15 protein-coding genes are annotated in these 12,489 nt (G+C 62.2%); 3 read left to right on the top strand and 12 right to left on the bottom strand.

Going from position 1 to position 12,489, the window contains the following annotated elements; genetic code table 11:
- Nucleotides 1–8: 8 nt before the first annotated feature.
- Both EKL15_RS19950 and EKL15_RS19945 read right to left on the bottom strand, forming a co-directional pair.
- Nucleotides 9–884: a helix-turn-helix domain-containing protein gene (locus tag EKL15_RS19950; RefSeq protein ID WP_033652832.1), complete on the bottom strand. Its 876-nt coding sequence runs from the start codon at nt 882–884 to the stop codon at nt 9–11.
- 10 nt (nt 885–894) lie between these two features.
- Nucleotides 895–1,272, bottom strand: a complete 378-nt coding sequence (locus EKL15_RS19945; RefSeq protein WP_060422149.1) for a hypothetical protein — start codon at nt 1,270–1,272, stop codon at nt 895–897.
- A 120-nt stretch (nt 1,273–1,392) separates the two neighbouring features.
- On the opposite strand from EKL15_RS19945, the gene EKL15_RS19940 reads away from it, so the two are divergent.
- On the top strand, nt 1,393–2,214 hold the full coding sequence (locus EKL15_RS19940) for a helix-turn-helix transcriptional regulator (RefSeq protein WP_019453262.1): 822 nt from the start codon (nt 1,393–1,395) through the stop codon (nt 2,212–2,214).
- Nucleotides 2,215–2,252: 38 nt separating this feature from the next.
- Here the strand turns inward: EKL15_RS19940 and EKL15_RS19935 are convergent, their stop codons facing one another.
- The 8 genes from EKL15_RS19935 to EKL15_RS19900 form a co-directional block, all read right to left on the bottom strand.
- Nucleotides 2,253–3,389 (bottom strand): porin, encoded by a 1,137-nt coding sequence (locus EKL15_RS19935; protein ID WP_038878347.1) that lies wholly within the window; start codon nt 3,387–3,389, stop codon nt 2,253–2,255.
- A 118-nt stretch (nt 3,390–3,507) separates the two neighbouring features.
- On the bottom strand, nt 3,508–3,774 hold the full coding sequence (locus EKL15_RS19930) for a hypothetical protein (RefSeq protein ID WP_203090292.1): 267 nt from the start codon (nt 3,772–3,774) through the stop codon (nt 3,508–3,510).
- Nucleotides 3,759–4,529 carry a 3-hydroxybutyrate dehydrogenase gene (locus EKL15_RS19925; protein ID WP_203090291.1) on the bottom strand — a complete coding sequence of 257 codons (771 nt, stop codon included), beginning with the start codon at nt 4,527–4,529 and terminating at the stop codon, nt 3,759–3,761. Before EKL15_RS19925 ends, EKL15_RS19930 begins: the two co-directional genes overlap by 16 nt.
- A 12-nt stretch (nt 4,530–4,541) precedes the next feature.
- Nucleotides 4,542–5,933: a GntP family permease gene (locus EKL15_RS19920; RefSeq protein WP_033651392.1), complete on the bottom strand. Its 1,392-nt coding sequence runs from the start codon at nt 5,931–5,933 to the stop codon at nt 4,542–4,544.
- Nucleotides 5,934–5,978: 45 nt separating this feature from the next.
- Nucleotides 5,979–6,902 (bottom strand): 3-hydroxyacyl-CoA dehydrogenase family protein, encoded by a 924-nt coding sequence (locus EKL15_RS19915; RefSeq protein ID WP_197778958.1) that lies wholly within the window; start codon nt 6,900–6,902, stop codon nt 5,979–5,981.
- 18 nt (nt 6,903–6,920) lie between these two features.
- A complete protein-coding gene (locus EKL15_RS19910) occupies nt 6,921–8,105 on the bottom strand; it encodes an acetyl-CoA C-acetyltransferase (RefSeq protein ID WP_180548079.1) in 1,185 nt (394 codons plus the stop codon).
- Between the two features lie 13 nt (nt 8,106–8,118).
- Nucleotides 8,119–8,772 (bottom strand): CoA transferase subunit B, encoded by a 654-nt coding sequence (locus EKL15_RS19905; RefSeq protein ID WP_019453268.1) that lies wholly within the window; start codon nt 8,770–8,772, stop codon nt 8,119–8,121.
- An 11-nt stretch (nt 8,773–8,783) separates the two neighbouring features.
- Nucleotides 8,784–9,482, bottom strand: a complete 699-nt coding sequence (locus EKL15_RS19900; protein WP_203090290.1) for a CoA transferase subunit A — start codon at nt 9,480–9,482, stop codon at nt 8,784–8,786.
- A gap of 168 nt (nt 9,483–9,650) precedes the next feature.
- Between EKL15_RS19900 and EKL15_RS19895 the strand changes: the two genes are divergently transcribed.
- The gene (locus EKL15_RS19895) at nt 9,651–10,568 is read left to right on the top strand and encodes a LysR family transcriptional regulator (protein ID WP_060422131.1); all 918 of its coding nucleotides are present in this window, start codon (nt 9,651–9,653) and stop codon (nt 10,566–10,568) included.
- On the opposite strand, the gene EKL15_RS19890 is transcribed toward EKL15_RS19895, so the two are convergent.
- On the bottom strand, nt 10,558–10,857 hold the full coding sequence (locus tag EKL15_RS19890) for a helix-turn-helix domain-containing protein (protein WP_019453270.1): 300 nt from the start codon (nt 10,855–10,857) through the stop codon (nt 10,558–10,560). The genes EKL15_RS19895 and EKL15_RS19890 overlap by 11 nt on opposite strands.
- Before the next feature lie 3 nt (nt 10,858–10,860).
- Nucleotides 10,861–11,211: a type II toxin-antitoxin system RelE/ParE family toxin gene (locus tag EKL15_RS19885; protein WP_141957860.1), complete on the bottom strand. Its 351-nt coding sequence runs from the start codon at nt 11,209–11,211 to the stop codon at nt 10,861–10,863.
- A gap of 272 nt (nt 11,212–11,483) precedes the next feature.
- Between EKL15_RS19885 and EKL15_RS19880 the strand changes: the two genes are divergently transcribed.
- Nucleotides 11,484–12,488, top strand: coding sequence for a hypothetical protein (locus tag EKL15_RS19880; RefSeq protein ID WP_142109211.1), 1,005 nt, complete (start codon nt 11,484–11,486; stop codon nt 12,486–12,488).
- The last annotated feature ends 1 nt before the right edge of the window (nt 12,489 follow it).

The following is a 12,489-nucleotide window of genomic DNA, read 5'->3' as shown; positions in this document are numbered from 1 at the left end:
ACCGCCGCCTAACCGGCGGCGGCCAACGCTTCCACCCGCCGAATAGGGATCAGATATTCGCAGCGGATCGCCGCGCCGCCGAGCGGGCAGCTGCCCTCCTGCGCCGGGTAGAAACGCTCAATATCCTGCCCCGGCCGGCGGACGGCGTTCATCTGCGGCATCGCGGTGTCGTACAGCCGCACGATAAAGTTTTGTAACCCTTCCGCCTGCCCTTGATAGGTGAAACGGGCATACTCCCCCTGTTCGATAGTCACCCGCTCCCCCATCGCCCCTTCGTCCGGCAGAGCGGCGGTATAGGCCATGCGCGGATTACCCCGGCGTTGCCTGTCGACCTCCAGACTGGTGAGGCCGTATACCACCTCCGGCAGCGCCTGCGGCTGCAGCAGCTGCCGCCAGGCGTGGCGGCGCAGCTCGCACTTGGAGGCCGCCAACTGCCCCAGCGTAAAGCTACGGCGCTGGGTGTTGCCCACCAGCTGCATGGCGGGCAGCGTCACGATGTCGGCCTGCGGCAACGGCGTTTCGGTCAGCCGTAGCGGCGGCTGCAGGCCGTAGCTCGACCAATCCTGGCTGCGGCGATAGCTGGCCGGCGGCAGACCGAACTGTTTGCGGAAGCAACGGGTGAAGGTCTGCTGCGAATCGAACTGGTAAGTATCGGCGATGCAGGCCACGCTGGTGCCGGTCAGGCGCAGTTCGCGCGCGGCGGCGGTCAGCCTTCTGCGGCGGGCGTAAGTGCCGAGAATATGGCCGGTATGTTGCTTGAACATCCGCTGCAAATGCCACTTGGAGTAGCCGGACTTGGCAGCAATGTCGTCCAGCGTCAGCGGCTGATCCAGGCTCTGCTCGATCCAGGCCAGCAGCTGTTCAATCACCTGTTGCTGGTGCATGGTATTCCCCTTATTTTAACAATAACGTCTGCGCCAATACCCGCCCTGCGGCTTCATCGGCGGCCACCAGCACCGGATAGCCCCAGAACTTGGCGCCGTATTCGGCGAATTCTTCCGCCGCCGTGCGTTTGGCGTCGTCCGGCTCCAGCATGATCATGCCTTTCACCCACAGCTTCAGCGCCTCGCGGTTATCGCGCTTCCACAGCGCGACCTGGGTGCGGGCATCGCGGTCATGTTCTTGTTCTTCATCGCCGACGCTGCGGTCGGTCATCAGGACAAAGGGTTCGGCGCGCGCCAGCAGCGCGCTGAATTCGGCCAGTTCGGCCTGGGTATCGCGCCCGTTTTGGCGCATCCATACCAGCGGAAAATCGGCGGTATCCAATGACATAATCAGTTTCCTCAGGAAATGGTTTAGGACTGGCGCTTACTTTATCGGCACCGGCGCTAGACCACATTGCGCAATCAGGACATAATACTTTTCAATTCCGCCAAATTGAGAATTATTCTCATGAAAGTACAGATCCCCCGCCACTGTCTGGATATCGATCAGGTGCCGCGCCCGCTGTTTGCCCTGCAAGGTTCGACCCTCGAGCAGGACTGGGAAGTCGAGCCGCACCGCCATCAGAAGGCGCAGCTGATCTACACGGTACGCGGCATGATCCGCTGCGAAGTGGAAAACGGGCTGTGGCTGGTGCCGCCGCAGTGCGCGCTGTGGATGCCGGGCAACGTGTTGCACAACGCTCAGGGCGCCGGCTCCACCGAGGCCTACTGCCTGTTCGTCGATCAACATGCCGCCGCCGGTCTGCCGCAAAACTGCTGCACGCTGTCGGTCTCGCCGCTGCTGCGCGAGCTGCTGCTGCAGGCCAGCACCTTCGAGCCGCTCTACGACGAACAGGGCGCCGAAGGGCGCCTGACGGCGGTATTGCTGGACCAGCTGGCGGCCGCGCCGATCGAGAACCTGCATCTGCCGGTGTCCGACGACGCGCGCATTCGGCAGTTGACCGAAGGCATGCTGAGCAGCCCGGCGGACAAATCCACCCTCGGGCAGTGGGCGCAGCGCATCGGCATGAGCGAGCGCTCCCTCAGCCGCACCTTGCAACAGCAGATGGGCATGAGCTTCGGCCACTGGCGGCGCCAGCTGCACGTGATGCTGGCGCTGCAGCGCCTGACGCAGGGCGAGAGCGTACAGACGGTGGCGCTGGATCTGGGCTACGAGAGCGCCAGCGGCTTCGTCACCATGTTCAGAAAGGCGGTAGGCAAACCGCCGGCGCGCTACCTGGCGGAGCGCAACGCCTCTGGAGAGACCCTGGGCGGCGCAATTACCATGTGAAAAAGCCGGCGCAGGCGCCGGCTTGAAGCAGGTGAGAATCAGAAGTCGTAGAACACCGTAATCCAGGTGGAGTCCGGCTCGTTGTCGCTGCTGTTGGCCAGCGTGCGCTCCACATACACCGACAGTCCGTAACCGATGGTGGTGCCCGCGCCGAGGTAAACGTGGTTGGCGTGATACGCCTCGTCACCCTTCAGCCGCAGCGAGTCCGCCGCCACGTAAGGCTGGATCGATTTGAGGAATGGCTTGTCGATATTGAAGGTGTAACCGACGAAACCTTCCAGCCCGTAGCCGTCACCGGCGAAGAAGTGCGACAGCGTGCGCTGGCGGGTGCTCGGCACATAGTCTTTGTAGTAGCTGGCGGTGCCGACGATGTACCAGTTGTTCGGCTGCCAGGTCAACGCGGTGCCGGACAGCTGCTGGTGATAATCCTTTTCGCTGTACAGATTGTCTTTGATCTTCGCGTCGGTATAACTGTAGGCCGCGCTGAAGGTGAAATCTTTCGTCACCTTGTAATCGAAGCCCAACCCGCCCCCGCCCTTGCGGCGATAAATCAGGTTATCCGCGGTGTGCAGATCGTCTTCCGGCAATAAATAGTTGGCATACAGCGTTACCGGCCCAAAATCATTGGTGTACTTGATGCTGTTTTTCGGTTTATTGCCGCCGTCATAATCGCCGGAAATACCGATGCCGGTGCCGCCCGCATGGCCATCGTTATCCCAGACGTCGCTTTTGATGCCGACCACCGAATAATAGATGCCGTATTGATGGCCGTAGGTCAGGGTGCCGTAACGATCGTCTTTGAAACCGGCGTACAGCTGGCGCTGATAGTCGCGCTTGCCGTCTTCGTTATAGTGCCCGTCCCAGCTGAGCGCGTGCGCCAGATCGACGCCCCACTCGTAATAACCGATGATCGAAGTGTCCTGCGTCAGCGCATAGTCGCCGCTGAAGCGAAAACGCGTGCCGCCGTCGTGGCCGTTTTTGTCATAGCCCGGCTCAGGGCCGTTATTGAAGATCCACTCGGGGCGAATGCTGCCGCCCACTTTTATACTGAGCGGCGCCAGCAACACATTGCTCTGCGGGTTTTTATCCAGAATGGTGATCTCGGCCTGTGCGCCGGCGGATAACGCCGACAGCAAGACGCCGCCAATGAATATTGGCGTTGTATTTTTTCTCATTATTACCCCTGCCCGAAAAAATTATTGTTATAAACACGGTGGTCTTAAGCCACGCAGAAATAATTAACCGATGTGAACAGCGCACGCAAGATATAAAAATTCACGCCATAACCTGTCATTATTTCAGGTTGGATTTAATTTCAGCAAAAACGTGTTCATCTGTAACGCGAAGAAAAATAATGTAATAACCGCAGCACAAAATAAACCAATCCGCACGTTTCACCCAAAATAAACCGGAGTGATTATCCGGGAATAAAAATAGCAAATAACAAATAAATATTATTGCCGCAGGTAAACCGTCACGCAGGGGAATTAACTGATGGCGAAAAATAACGACGGAGCGCGTTGCGCGCTCCGAGAGAGAATTCACTACTGTGCCAGCCAACCGCCGTCCATGTTCCAGGCGGCGCCGCGCACCTGCGCCGCCGCATCGCTGCACAGGAACAGCGCCAGCTCGCCGAGCTGCTCTGGCGTAACGAACGCTTGCGAAGGCTGCTTCTCCGCCAACAGCTCATCGCGCGCCCGCTGCGGGTCGATCCCGGCGGCAATGCGTTTGTCGATCTGCTGCTGCACCAACGGCGTCAGCACCCAGCCGGGGCAAATGGCGTTGCAGGTGACGGGCGTGCGCGCGGTCTCCAGCGCCAGCGTCTTGGTCAGCCCCACCACGCCGTGCTTGGCTGCCACATAGGCCGACTTGTCTTTCGACGCCACCAGCCCGTGCACCGACGCCACGTTGATGATACGCCCCCAGTTGCGCTCGCGCATCCCCGGCAGCGCCAATCGGCAGGTGTGGAACACCGCCGACAGGTTGATGGCGAGGATGGCGTTCCATTTCTCCACCGGGAACTGATCCAGCGGCGCCACGTGCTGAATGCCGGCGTTGTTCACCAGAATGTCCACGCCGCCGAACTCGCGTTCGGCATACTGCATCATGTCCGCTATCTGGGCCGCATCGCCGAGATCGGCGCCGTGATACCCCGGCGCGACGCCCAGCCGCGCGACCTGCGCTTGCGCCTGCTCCACGTCGCCGAAGCCGTTGAGGATCACGCGCGCGCCGGCGGCGGCCAACACGGACGCTATCCCGAGGCCGATGCCGCTGGTCGAGCCGGTCACCAGCGCGGTTTTGCCTTGTACACTCATGGTATCGCTCCTTTAAACAATGCCGGTCAGGTAGAACACGCCGATCACGAACAGCACTGCGGCGCTCTTGATCAGGGTGATGGCGAAGATGCCGCCATAGGCCTGCCGGTGGCTGAGGCCGGTGATCGCCAGCAGGGTGATCACCGCGCCGTTGTGCGGCAAGGTGTCCATGCCGCCGCTGGCCATCGAGGCCACCCGGTGCAGCACCTCCAGCGGAATCTGTGCCGCATGGGCGGCGGCGATAAAGCTGTCGGACATCGCCGCCAGCGCGATGCTCATGCCGCCGGAGGCCGATCCGGTGATGCCGGCCAACAGGGTGACGCTGATCGCTTCGTTCAGCAGCGGGTTGGGGATCGCCGACAGCGCCTGTGACAGCACCAAAAAGCCCGGCAGCGCGGCGATCACCGCACCGAAGCCGTATTCGGAGGCGGTGTTCATCGCCGCCAGGATCGCGCCGCCGACCGCCGTCTTGCTGCCTTCCGCCAGCCGGCCGCGAATATTGCGAAAGCCGAACACCACCACCAGCAGAATACCCGACACCAGCGCCGCTTCCACCGCCCAGATGGCGGTGATCTTCGCCACGTCGGTGGTGATCGGCTTGGCCAGCCCCGGCAGCGTCAGCTCGTGGCTGGCGCCGTACCACTGCGGGATCCAATGGGTGAAGCCAAGGTTGAATACCCCGACCAAAATCAGCGGCAGGATGGCGATCAGCGGGTTCGGCAGGTTGATGTCGTCCGGGGTTTCCGGCTCGTTCAGCAGATCGGAGCCGTACCCTTCTCCCTTCAGCTGCGCCTTGCGCCGCTGGCGTTCAAGATACAGCAGACCGACCGCGATGATGAACAGCGAGCCGATCAGCCCCAGCCACGGCGCGGCCCAGGCATTGGTGCCGAAGAAGCTGGTCGGGATGATGTTTTGGATCTGCGGCGTGCCCGGCAAGGCGTCCATGGTGAAGGAGAAGGCGCCGAGCGCCACGGTGGCCGGGATCAGCCGCTTGGGGATACCGCTCTGGCGGAACAGCTCGGCGGCGAACGGATAGACCGCGAACGCCACCACGAACAGCGACACCCCGCCGTAGGTCAGCAGCGCGCACACCAGCACGATCACCGGAATGGCGTGACGCCGGCCGAGAATGCGGATCGCCGCCGCGACGATCGAACGGGAAAAGCCGGACAGCTCGATCAGCTTGCCGAACACCGCCCCCAGCAGGAACACCGGGAAGTAGAGCTTCACGAAGCCGACCATCTTCTCCATAAACAGCCCGGTGAAGGTCGGCGCCACCGCGCCGGGATCGGTCAACAGCACCGCGCCCAGCGCGGCGATCGGGGCGAACAAAATCACGCTGTAGCCGCGGTAGGCGGCCAGCATCAGTAATCCCAGTGCTGCCAGGGCAATCAAAACGCTCATCGGTCACCTCAGTATCGTTGTTATTGTCAGGTACGGAGTGCGAAATTACGGTTTCAGCGCAAAGCGCAGCTGATGCGCCCGTCGCCGTTGAATGCGTTCCCTGCGTGCGTCATCCCAAAGATAAAATCCCCGGCCGCTGCGCTGGCCGGTATCGCCGCGCTGCAGCCGCTGTTCCACCAGCGCCATCATCTCGTCGCCGGTCGCCAGTTCCGGGAACAGGTGGCGGGCGATGTCCGCCACCGTCGGCAGCCCGGTCATGTCGGCGGCCTCCAGCGGGCCGACCATGGCGTAGCGCCGCCCCAGCGAGGCGCGCATCACCTGATCCACCACCTCGGCGCTGGCGATGCCGCTGTGGACGATGTGTAGTGCCTCGCGCAGCACCGCAAACTGCAGCCGGTTGCCGACAAACCCCGGCGCGGCGCGCTCCAGCAGCACCGCCTCCAGCGCCATCCCGCCGAGCAGCGCCTGCACCGCCGCCAGATGGCGCGGATCGGTGGCGCGACCGGGCACGATCTCCACCAGCGGGATCAGGTGCGGCGGGTGCCAGAAGTGGGCGATCAGCAGGCGCTGCGGGTGGGTCATGCGCGCCGCCAGCTCGTCCGGCGGCAGGCCGCTGGTGTTGCTGGCAATCACCGCGTCGTCGGCGATCAGCCCTTCCAACTGCTCATACAGCGCGTGCTTCAGCTCGAGCCGTTCCGGGATCGCCTCGATAAGCAGCCGGACGCGCGCCACGTCGTTCAGCTCACCGGTCACGCGCAGGCGCGCCAGCGCCGCGTCGCGCTCAGCGTTATCAAACTGCCCGACGTCGCTCAGCTCGGCCAGAATGCCGCTCGCCACCGCCGGCGCCTCCACCCGGCGCTGCGGATCCGGGTCATACAGCAGCACCTCATGGCCGTGGCGAATAAAGTGGGTGGCGATGCCCACCCCCATCAATCCGGCGCCCAGTACCGCATAATCAGATGACTGCATCGTGCCCTCCTCGGTTGTTCACGGGCGCTCTACCGCCAGCGCCACGCCCTGCCCGCCGCCGATGCACAGCATCGCCAGCCCCTTGTTCACCCCGCGGCGCTGCATTTCGTACAGCAGCGACACCAAAATGCGGCAGCCGGACGCGCCGATCGGATGCCCCAGCGCGATCGCCCCGCCGTTGACGTTGACCCGCTCCGCCTCCCAGCCCAGTTCTTTGCCCACCGCCAGCGCCTGCGCGGCGAAGGCTTCATTGGCTTCGATCAGATCGACCTCCTCCAGCCGCCAGCCGGCTTTCTCCAGGCAGCGCCGCGCGGCCGGCGCCGGGCCGATGCCCATGATCGCCGGATCGACGCCCGACGAAGCGTAACCGGCGATGCGCGCCAGCACCGGCAAGCGCAGCGCGGCGGCTTTTTCCGCGCTCATCAGCAGCACCACGGCGGCACCGTCGTTGAGCGACGAGGCGTTGCCGGCGGTCACCGTGCCTTCCTTGCGAAACGCCGGGCGCAGCCGCGCCAGCGCCTCCAGGCTGGTGTCGCGCGGCTGTTCGTCGTGCTTAACAAGCGACGCCTCACCCTTCGGCTTCGGCACCGTCACCGGCGTGATCTCCTGCGCGAAACGCCCGGCCTGCTGCGCCGCCTGCGCCTTCTGCTGCGAGCGCAGCGCGAACCTGTCTTGTTCTTCTCTACTGATGGCGTATTTCTCCGCCAGGTTCTCGGCGGTGATGCCCATGTGATAGTCGTTGAAGGCGTCCCACAGGCCATCGTGGATCACGCTGTCCACCATCTGCGCGTGACCGAGGCGCAGGCCGGCGCGCGCGCCGGCCATCAGGTAAGGCGACTGGCTCATGCTCTCCTGGCCGCCGGCAATCACCGCCTCGGCGTCGCCGCTGCGGATCGCCTGCACCGCCAGATGCACCGCCTTCAAACCGGAGCCGCACACCTTGTTGATGGTCAGCGCCGGCGTTGTCACGGGCAGCCCGGCATTCAGCGCGGTCTGGCGCGCCGGGTTCTGCCCGCAGCCGGCGGTCAGCACCTGGCCAAGGATCACTTCATCGATCTGCTGCGGCGCCACGCCGCTTTGCGCCAGCAGCCCTTGCACCGCCGCCGTGCCCAGTTCCACCGCCGTCAACGGCGCCAGCGCGCCGTGAAAACTGCCGACCGGCGTGCGCGTTGCCGCCACGATCACCACTTCACGTTGTTGCACATTCACCTCCGTCTCAGAAACGCATTTCCGGCACTTGCTCCGGCACGATCAGCCGGCCGGCGGTTTTGGCGACAATCTCCGCCACGCTGACGCCCGGCGCGCGCTCGCGCAGCACGAAGGCGCCGTCTTCAATTTCCAGATAGGCCAGATCGGTCAATACCTTGCGGATGCAGTTGGCGCCGGTCAGCGGCAGCGTGCAGCGCGGCAGCAGCTTGGACTCGCCGCCCTTCGAGGCGTGGGTCATCACCACGATGATGTTCTCCGCCCCCGCCACCAGATCCATCGCGCCGCCCATGCCCTTGACCATCTTGCCGGGGATCATCCACGAGGCGATGTTGCCCTCGACGTCCACTTCAAACGCCCCCAGCACGGTTAGATCGACATGGCCGCCGCGGATCATGGCGAACGACTGCGCCGAATCGAAGATCGACGCGCCGAGGCGTGCGGTGACCGTCTGCTTGCCGGCGTTGATCATGTCGGCGTCCAGCTGCTGCTCGGTCGGGAACTCGCCCATCCCCAGCAGGCCGTTTTCCGACTGCAGCATCACGTCCATGCCCGCCGGCACGTAGTTGGCCACCAGCGTCGGGATGCCGATGCCCAGGTTGACGTAGTAACCGTCCCGCAGCTCTTGCGCCACGCGCTGCGCCATTTGTTCACGGGTAAGCATGCGAATTCTCCTTATGCCCGCAGGGTGCGTTGTTCGATACGCTTCTCGAAGGTGCCCTGGATCAGCCGATCGACATAGATGCCGGGGGTGTGGATCGCCGCCGGATCCAGCTCGCCCGGCGCGACGATCTCTTCCACTTCCACCACCGTGATGCGCCCGGCGGTCGCCATCAGCGGATTGAAGTTCTGTGCGGTGTGGCGGTAGATGACGTTGCCGAAGTGATCGGCCTTCCAGCCTTTAACGATGGCGAAATCGCCGGTGATGGCGGTTTCCATGATGTAAGGGCGGCCGTTGAACTCGCGCACCTCTTTGCCTTCGGCGATCGGCGTGCCGTAACCGGTGGCGGTGAAGAACGCCGGGATACCGGCGCCGCCGGCGCGGATCTTCTCCGCCAACGTGCCCTGCGGCGTGAGATCCACCTCCAGTTCGCCGCTGAGCGCCTGCTGCTCGAACAGCGCGTTTTCGCCGACGTAAGATCCCACCACCTTGCGGATCTGCTGGGTTTCCAGCAGCCGCCCGAGGCCGAACACGTCGACGCCGCAGTTGTTGGAGACCACCGTCAACCCGCGCACGCCGCGCCGGCGGATCTCTTCGATCAGGTTTTCCGGGATGCCGCACAGGCCAAAGCCGCCCGCCAGCACCGTCATGTTGTCCGTCAGGCCTGCCAGCGCTTCCTGGTAGCTGCTGACGCGTTTGTCGAGCCCTGCCATATCGTTGCCCCTGCATGTTGCGGCGCAGGGCGAAATGCCCTGGCTTGCGTGAGGGCATCTTCAGGTCACAAAAATGATTTGTTAATTTTGTTTTTATGCCGCATTCATTTAGAATTTTTATTAATCATTCGTTAACCGACAATTAACAAAGAGTTAACGCCAGCCAAAATGAAAATGAGCATCAAACAGTTACGCGCGTTTTTAGCGGTAGCTCACACTCTGAACTTCGCCCAGGCCAGCGAGCGGCTGAATATTTCTCAGCCGGCGCTCAGCCTGGCGATCCGTGGGCTGGAAGACGCGCTGGGCGGGCCGCTGCTGCTGCGCACCACCCGCCGGGTGACGCTGACGCCGGAGGGGGAAAGCTTCTTCCCGATGGCGCGCCAGCTGCTGGCGGATTGGGACAACGCGGAAGAGGCGATGCGTCAGCGCTTCACCCTGCAGATGGGCAAGGTGGCGATCGCCGCCATGCCGTCGTTCGCCGGCAACCCGCTGCCGCCGATCCTCAAGGCGTTTCGCGATCGCTACGCCGGCATCAACGTGGCGGTGCACGACGTCATCAACGAGCAGGTGTTTGAAATGATCCGCGAAGGGCGGGTGGAGATGGGCATCGCCTTTGAACCGGAGCCGAGCGACACCCTGCACTTCACCCCGCTGTGCCGCGATCGCTTTCTGGCGGTGGTGCCGAAGGATTCGGCGCTGGCGCGCAAGGCGCAGGTGAGCTGGAAGGAGCTGCTGACGCTGGATTTCATCACCCTGCAGCGGCCATCGGCGGTGCGGCTGCTGCTGGAGCAGGAGCTGGCCCGCAGCGGGCGAACGCTGGAGGTGGCGTTTGAAAGCCACCAGTTGGTGACGGTCGGGCGCATGGTGGCCAACGGCCTCGGTGCCAGCGCGGTGCCGGCGCTGTGCGAGAAACAGATGGATGAGCTGGGGGCGGTCTGCGTGCCGCTGATCGGCCCGATCATCGAACGGCGCGTGGGCCTGATCCGCCTGGCGCAGCACCAACTCTCTTCCGCCGCGCAGGCGCTGGCGACGGTGATCGAACGGGAAATGGCGGGGAGTGGCGGGCAGCCTGCGCTTAAACCGTAAACCCGACGTGCTTGCCGCCCGGCAGCTCAACGTCCAGGCGCAGCGTGCCGCCCATCGCTTCCACGTAGCGTTTCAGGGTCGAAATCTTCAGCTCATTGCCGCGCCCTTCGATGGCCGCGACAGAAGGCTGGGAAATGCCCAGCGTTTTCGCCAGTTCCTGTTGGGAAATATTCAGCGCTTCCCGCAGCTGGTGCAGGTGCGCTTCAAACAGCATCTCTTCGGCCATTTCCTCGATGCGCCGGCGGCTCTCCGGGGTGCGGGAGGCCAGCAGTTGCTTTAAGGTGCTCATGGGTTACTCCTTGAAATAACACATCAAATATTGGGTGAACTGCGCATCCGCGATGGGCAGCATCACTTTATAAAACCGCTTCTCATTACCCGTTTTGTCGCCCGCACACAGCACAATCGCCTGCCGCGCCGGATCAAAGGCGAAAAAAGCGCGAATCGGCCGCCCTTTGTGCTGAATACGCAGCTCTTTCATGTTGGAATGCAACGGGCCTTTCAGCACGTCGACAAAAGGCCGCCGAAGAGAAGGCCCTGCACGCTCGAGCATCACCAGCGCGGCCAACACCTTTTCCTGCGTCGATTCATCCTGTTCACAGAGCCACCGATCAAACTCTTCCGTTGTCATTACCGTCCACATGGCATCTCCTGATTATAGAGTACAATCTATGACAAGACGATAGACCGGAATATATAATTTTCTCCAGACCGCCATTGGCGTTTTGCCTGGCAGCTCGAAAAAGTAACCGATAGGACCATCGCCTATCAGTTCAATCAAATAGAGGGAAGGAGAGGCAAATTTAGCGAAATGCCGATGTTTTCAGATGATTCTCCGATCGAGAGCGTGAGCCAGAACCTGTTACCACCCTATAGAAAATGTTAAGTTTCCTAAAAATAAGGAGGCTTTTCGACATGGAACAGAAGTCCAGCAACATCGCACCGGGCTATTGCATCGCCCAACAAACAGGCCCGCTCGCCTTCCACGCCAACTACCTGTTCGGTGGCAAGCCATCCGAAGCGGCACGCTTTTTTATGCAGCTCAATGCCGATACGCCGCTGGTTCAACCGGGGCAAATGCTGATCGTCGCCGATCCGCGCAATCATCATCAATCTACGCAGATCGCCGCCCTAATGCAGGCCAAGAGCCGCACCAGCAAAGCGGTGAAAGCCGGTGACAGCGATTTCTCCACCTTCTTGCACCGCAATTACGCCGCTATCGCCGCCTTCACCAGCTATGGGGAAACGGTCGTCGGGCTGGCTTCGGATGCCGGAGAACGCTACTTCAGTCAGATCAAAAATATCCTGGTCGAAATTGAAAAAACCTACCAAAATCAGTTCCGCACGAGTGGCGCTTTGATTGGAACCCAGTTTCAGGTGGAACGAGCGCGGCTGTTCGGTACATTAAAACCGTTACTGAATCGCCTTACTCGTGCTCAACTCAATATGAAAGAGTATGCGCAAATCAAACACGCACTGGGGCTCTCCAGTAAATCGCTGGTGCATGAATGGAGCACCGCCGGCGTCGGTGCCATCAAGGGCTATTCGAACTACGTCGACAGCGCCAGCCGTGCGGCCAAGTTTATGAAAGCCGGCGGCTGGATCGGCATCGGATTGAGCGGGCTGAATACCACCAACGACGTCTACAACGCCTGCACCACCGGTCGCGAACAGGAGTGCGCCAAGATCGCGGTGAAGGGATACAGTCATTTTGCAGCAAGTACTGCCTTCGGTATCAAAGGCGGCGAATTAGGTGCCGCTGGGGGAATGTTACTATGCGGAATTGTATTAGGCGTCGCCACTGGTGGCGTTGGGTCGTTAGCATGTGGCATAGCGGGTGCGGCTGCTGGTGGAGCCGCCGGTGGTTGGCTCGGTGGTTCTTTATCTGATACGGCTACAGGTTTTATTTTTGGTGACTGAC

Origin of the sequence: Serratia sp. 4542 (genome assembly GCF_016805595.1) — a bacterium.
Classification (GTDB): domain Bacteria; phylum Pseudomonadota; class Gammaproteobacteria; order Enterobacterales; family Enterobacteriaceae; genus Serratia; species Serratia nevei.
The sequence above is the reverse complement of the archived record's forward strand: the minus strand, read 5'-3'. Positions and strand labels throughout refer to the sequence as shown.

Excerpts from the sequence above, each read along its gene's own strand:
- EKL15_RS19880 (WP_142109211.1), top strand. The coding sequence starts at position 11,484 with ATGGAACAGAAGTCCAGCAACATCGCACCGGGCTATTGCATCGCCCAA.
- EKL15_RS19900 (WP_203090290.1), bottom strand. The coding sequence starts at position 9,482 with ATGGCAGGGCTCGACAAACGCGTCAGCAGCTACCAGGAAGCGCTGGCA.
- EKL15_RS19895 (WP_060422131.1), top strand. The coding sequence starts at position 9,651 with ATGAAAATGAGCATCAAACAGTTACGCGCGTTTTTAGCGGTAGCTCAC.
- EKL15_RS19920 (WP_033651392.1), bottom strand. The coding sequence starts at position 5,933 with ATGAGCGTTTTGATTGCCCTGGCAGCACTGGGATTACTGATGCTGGCC.
- EKL15_RS19935 (WP_038878347.1), bottom strand. The coding sequence starts at position 3,389 with ATGAGAAAAAATACAACGCCAATATTCATTGGCGGCGTCTTGCTGTCG.
- EKL15_RS19885 (WP_141957860.1), bottom strand. The coding sequence starts at position 11,211 with ATGTGGACGGTAATGACAACGGAAGAGTTTGATCGGTGGCTCTGTGAA.
- EKL15_RS19890 (WP_019453270.1), bottom strand. The coding sequence starts at position 10,857 with ATGAGCACCTTAAAGCAACTGCTGGCCTCCCGCACCCCGGAGAGCCGC.
- EKL15_RS19950 (WP_033652832.1), bottom strand. The coding sequence starts at position 884 with ATGCACCAGCAACAGGTGATTGAACAGCTGCTGGCCTGGATCGAGCAG.
- EKL15_RS19905 (WP_019453268.1), bottom strand. The coding sequence starts at position 8,772 with ATGCTTACCCGTGAACAAATGGCGCAGCGCGTGGCGCAAGAGCTGCGG.
- EKL15_RS19940 (WP_019453262.1), top strand. The coding sequence starts at position 1,393 with ATGAAAGTACAGATCCCCCGCCACTGTCTGGATATCGATCAGGTGCCG.
- EKL15_RS19945 (WP_060422149.1), bottom strand. The coding sequence starts at position 1,272 with ATGTCATTGGATACCGCCGATTTTCCGCTGGTATGGATGCGCCAAAAC.
- EKL15_RS19925 (WP_203090291.1), bottom strand. The coding sequence starts at position 4,529 with ATGAGTGTACAAGGCAAAACCGCGCTGGTGACCGGCTCGACCAGCGGC.
- EKL15_RS19915 (WP_197778958.1), bottom strand. The coding sequence starts at position 6,902 with ATGCAGTCATCTGATTATGCGGTACTGGGCGCCGGATTGATGGGGGTG.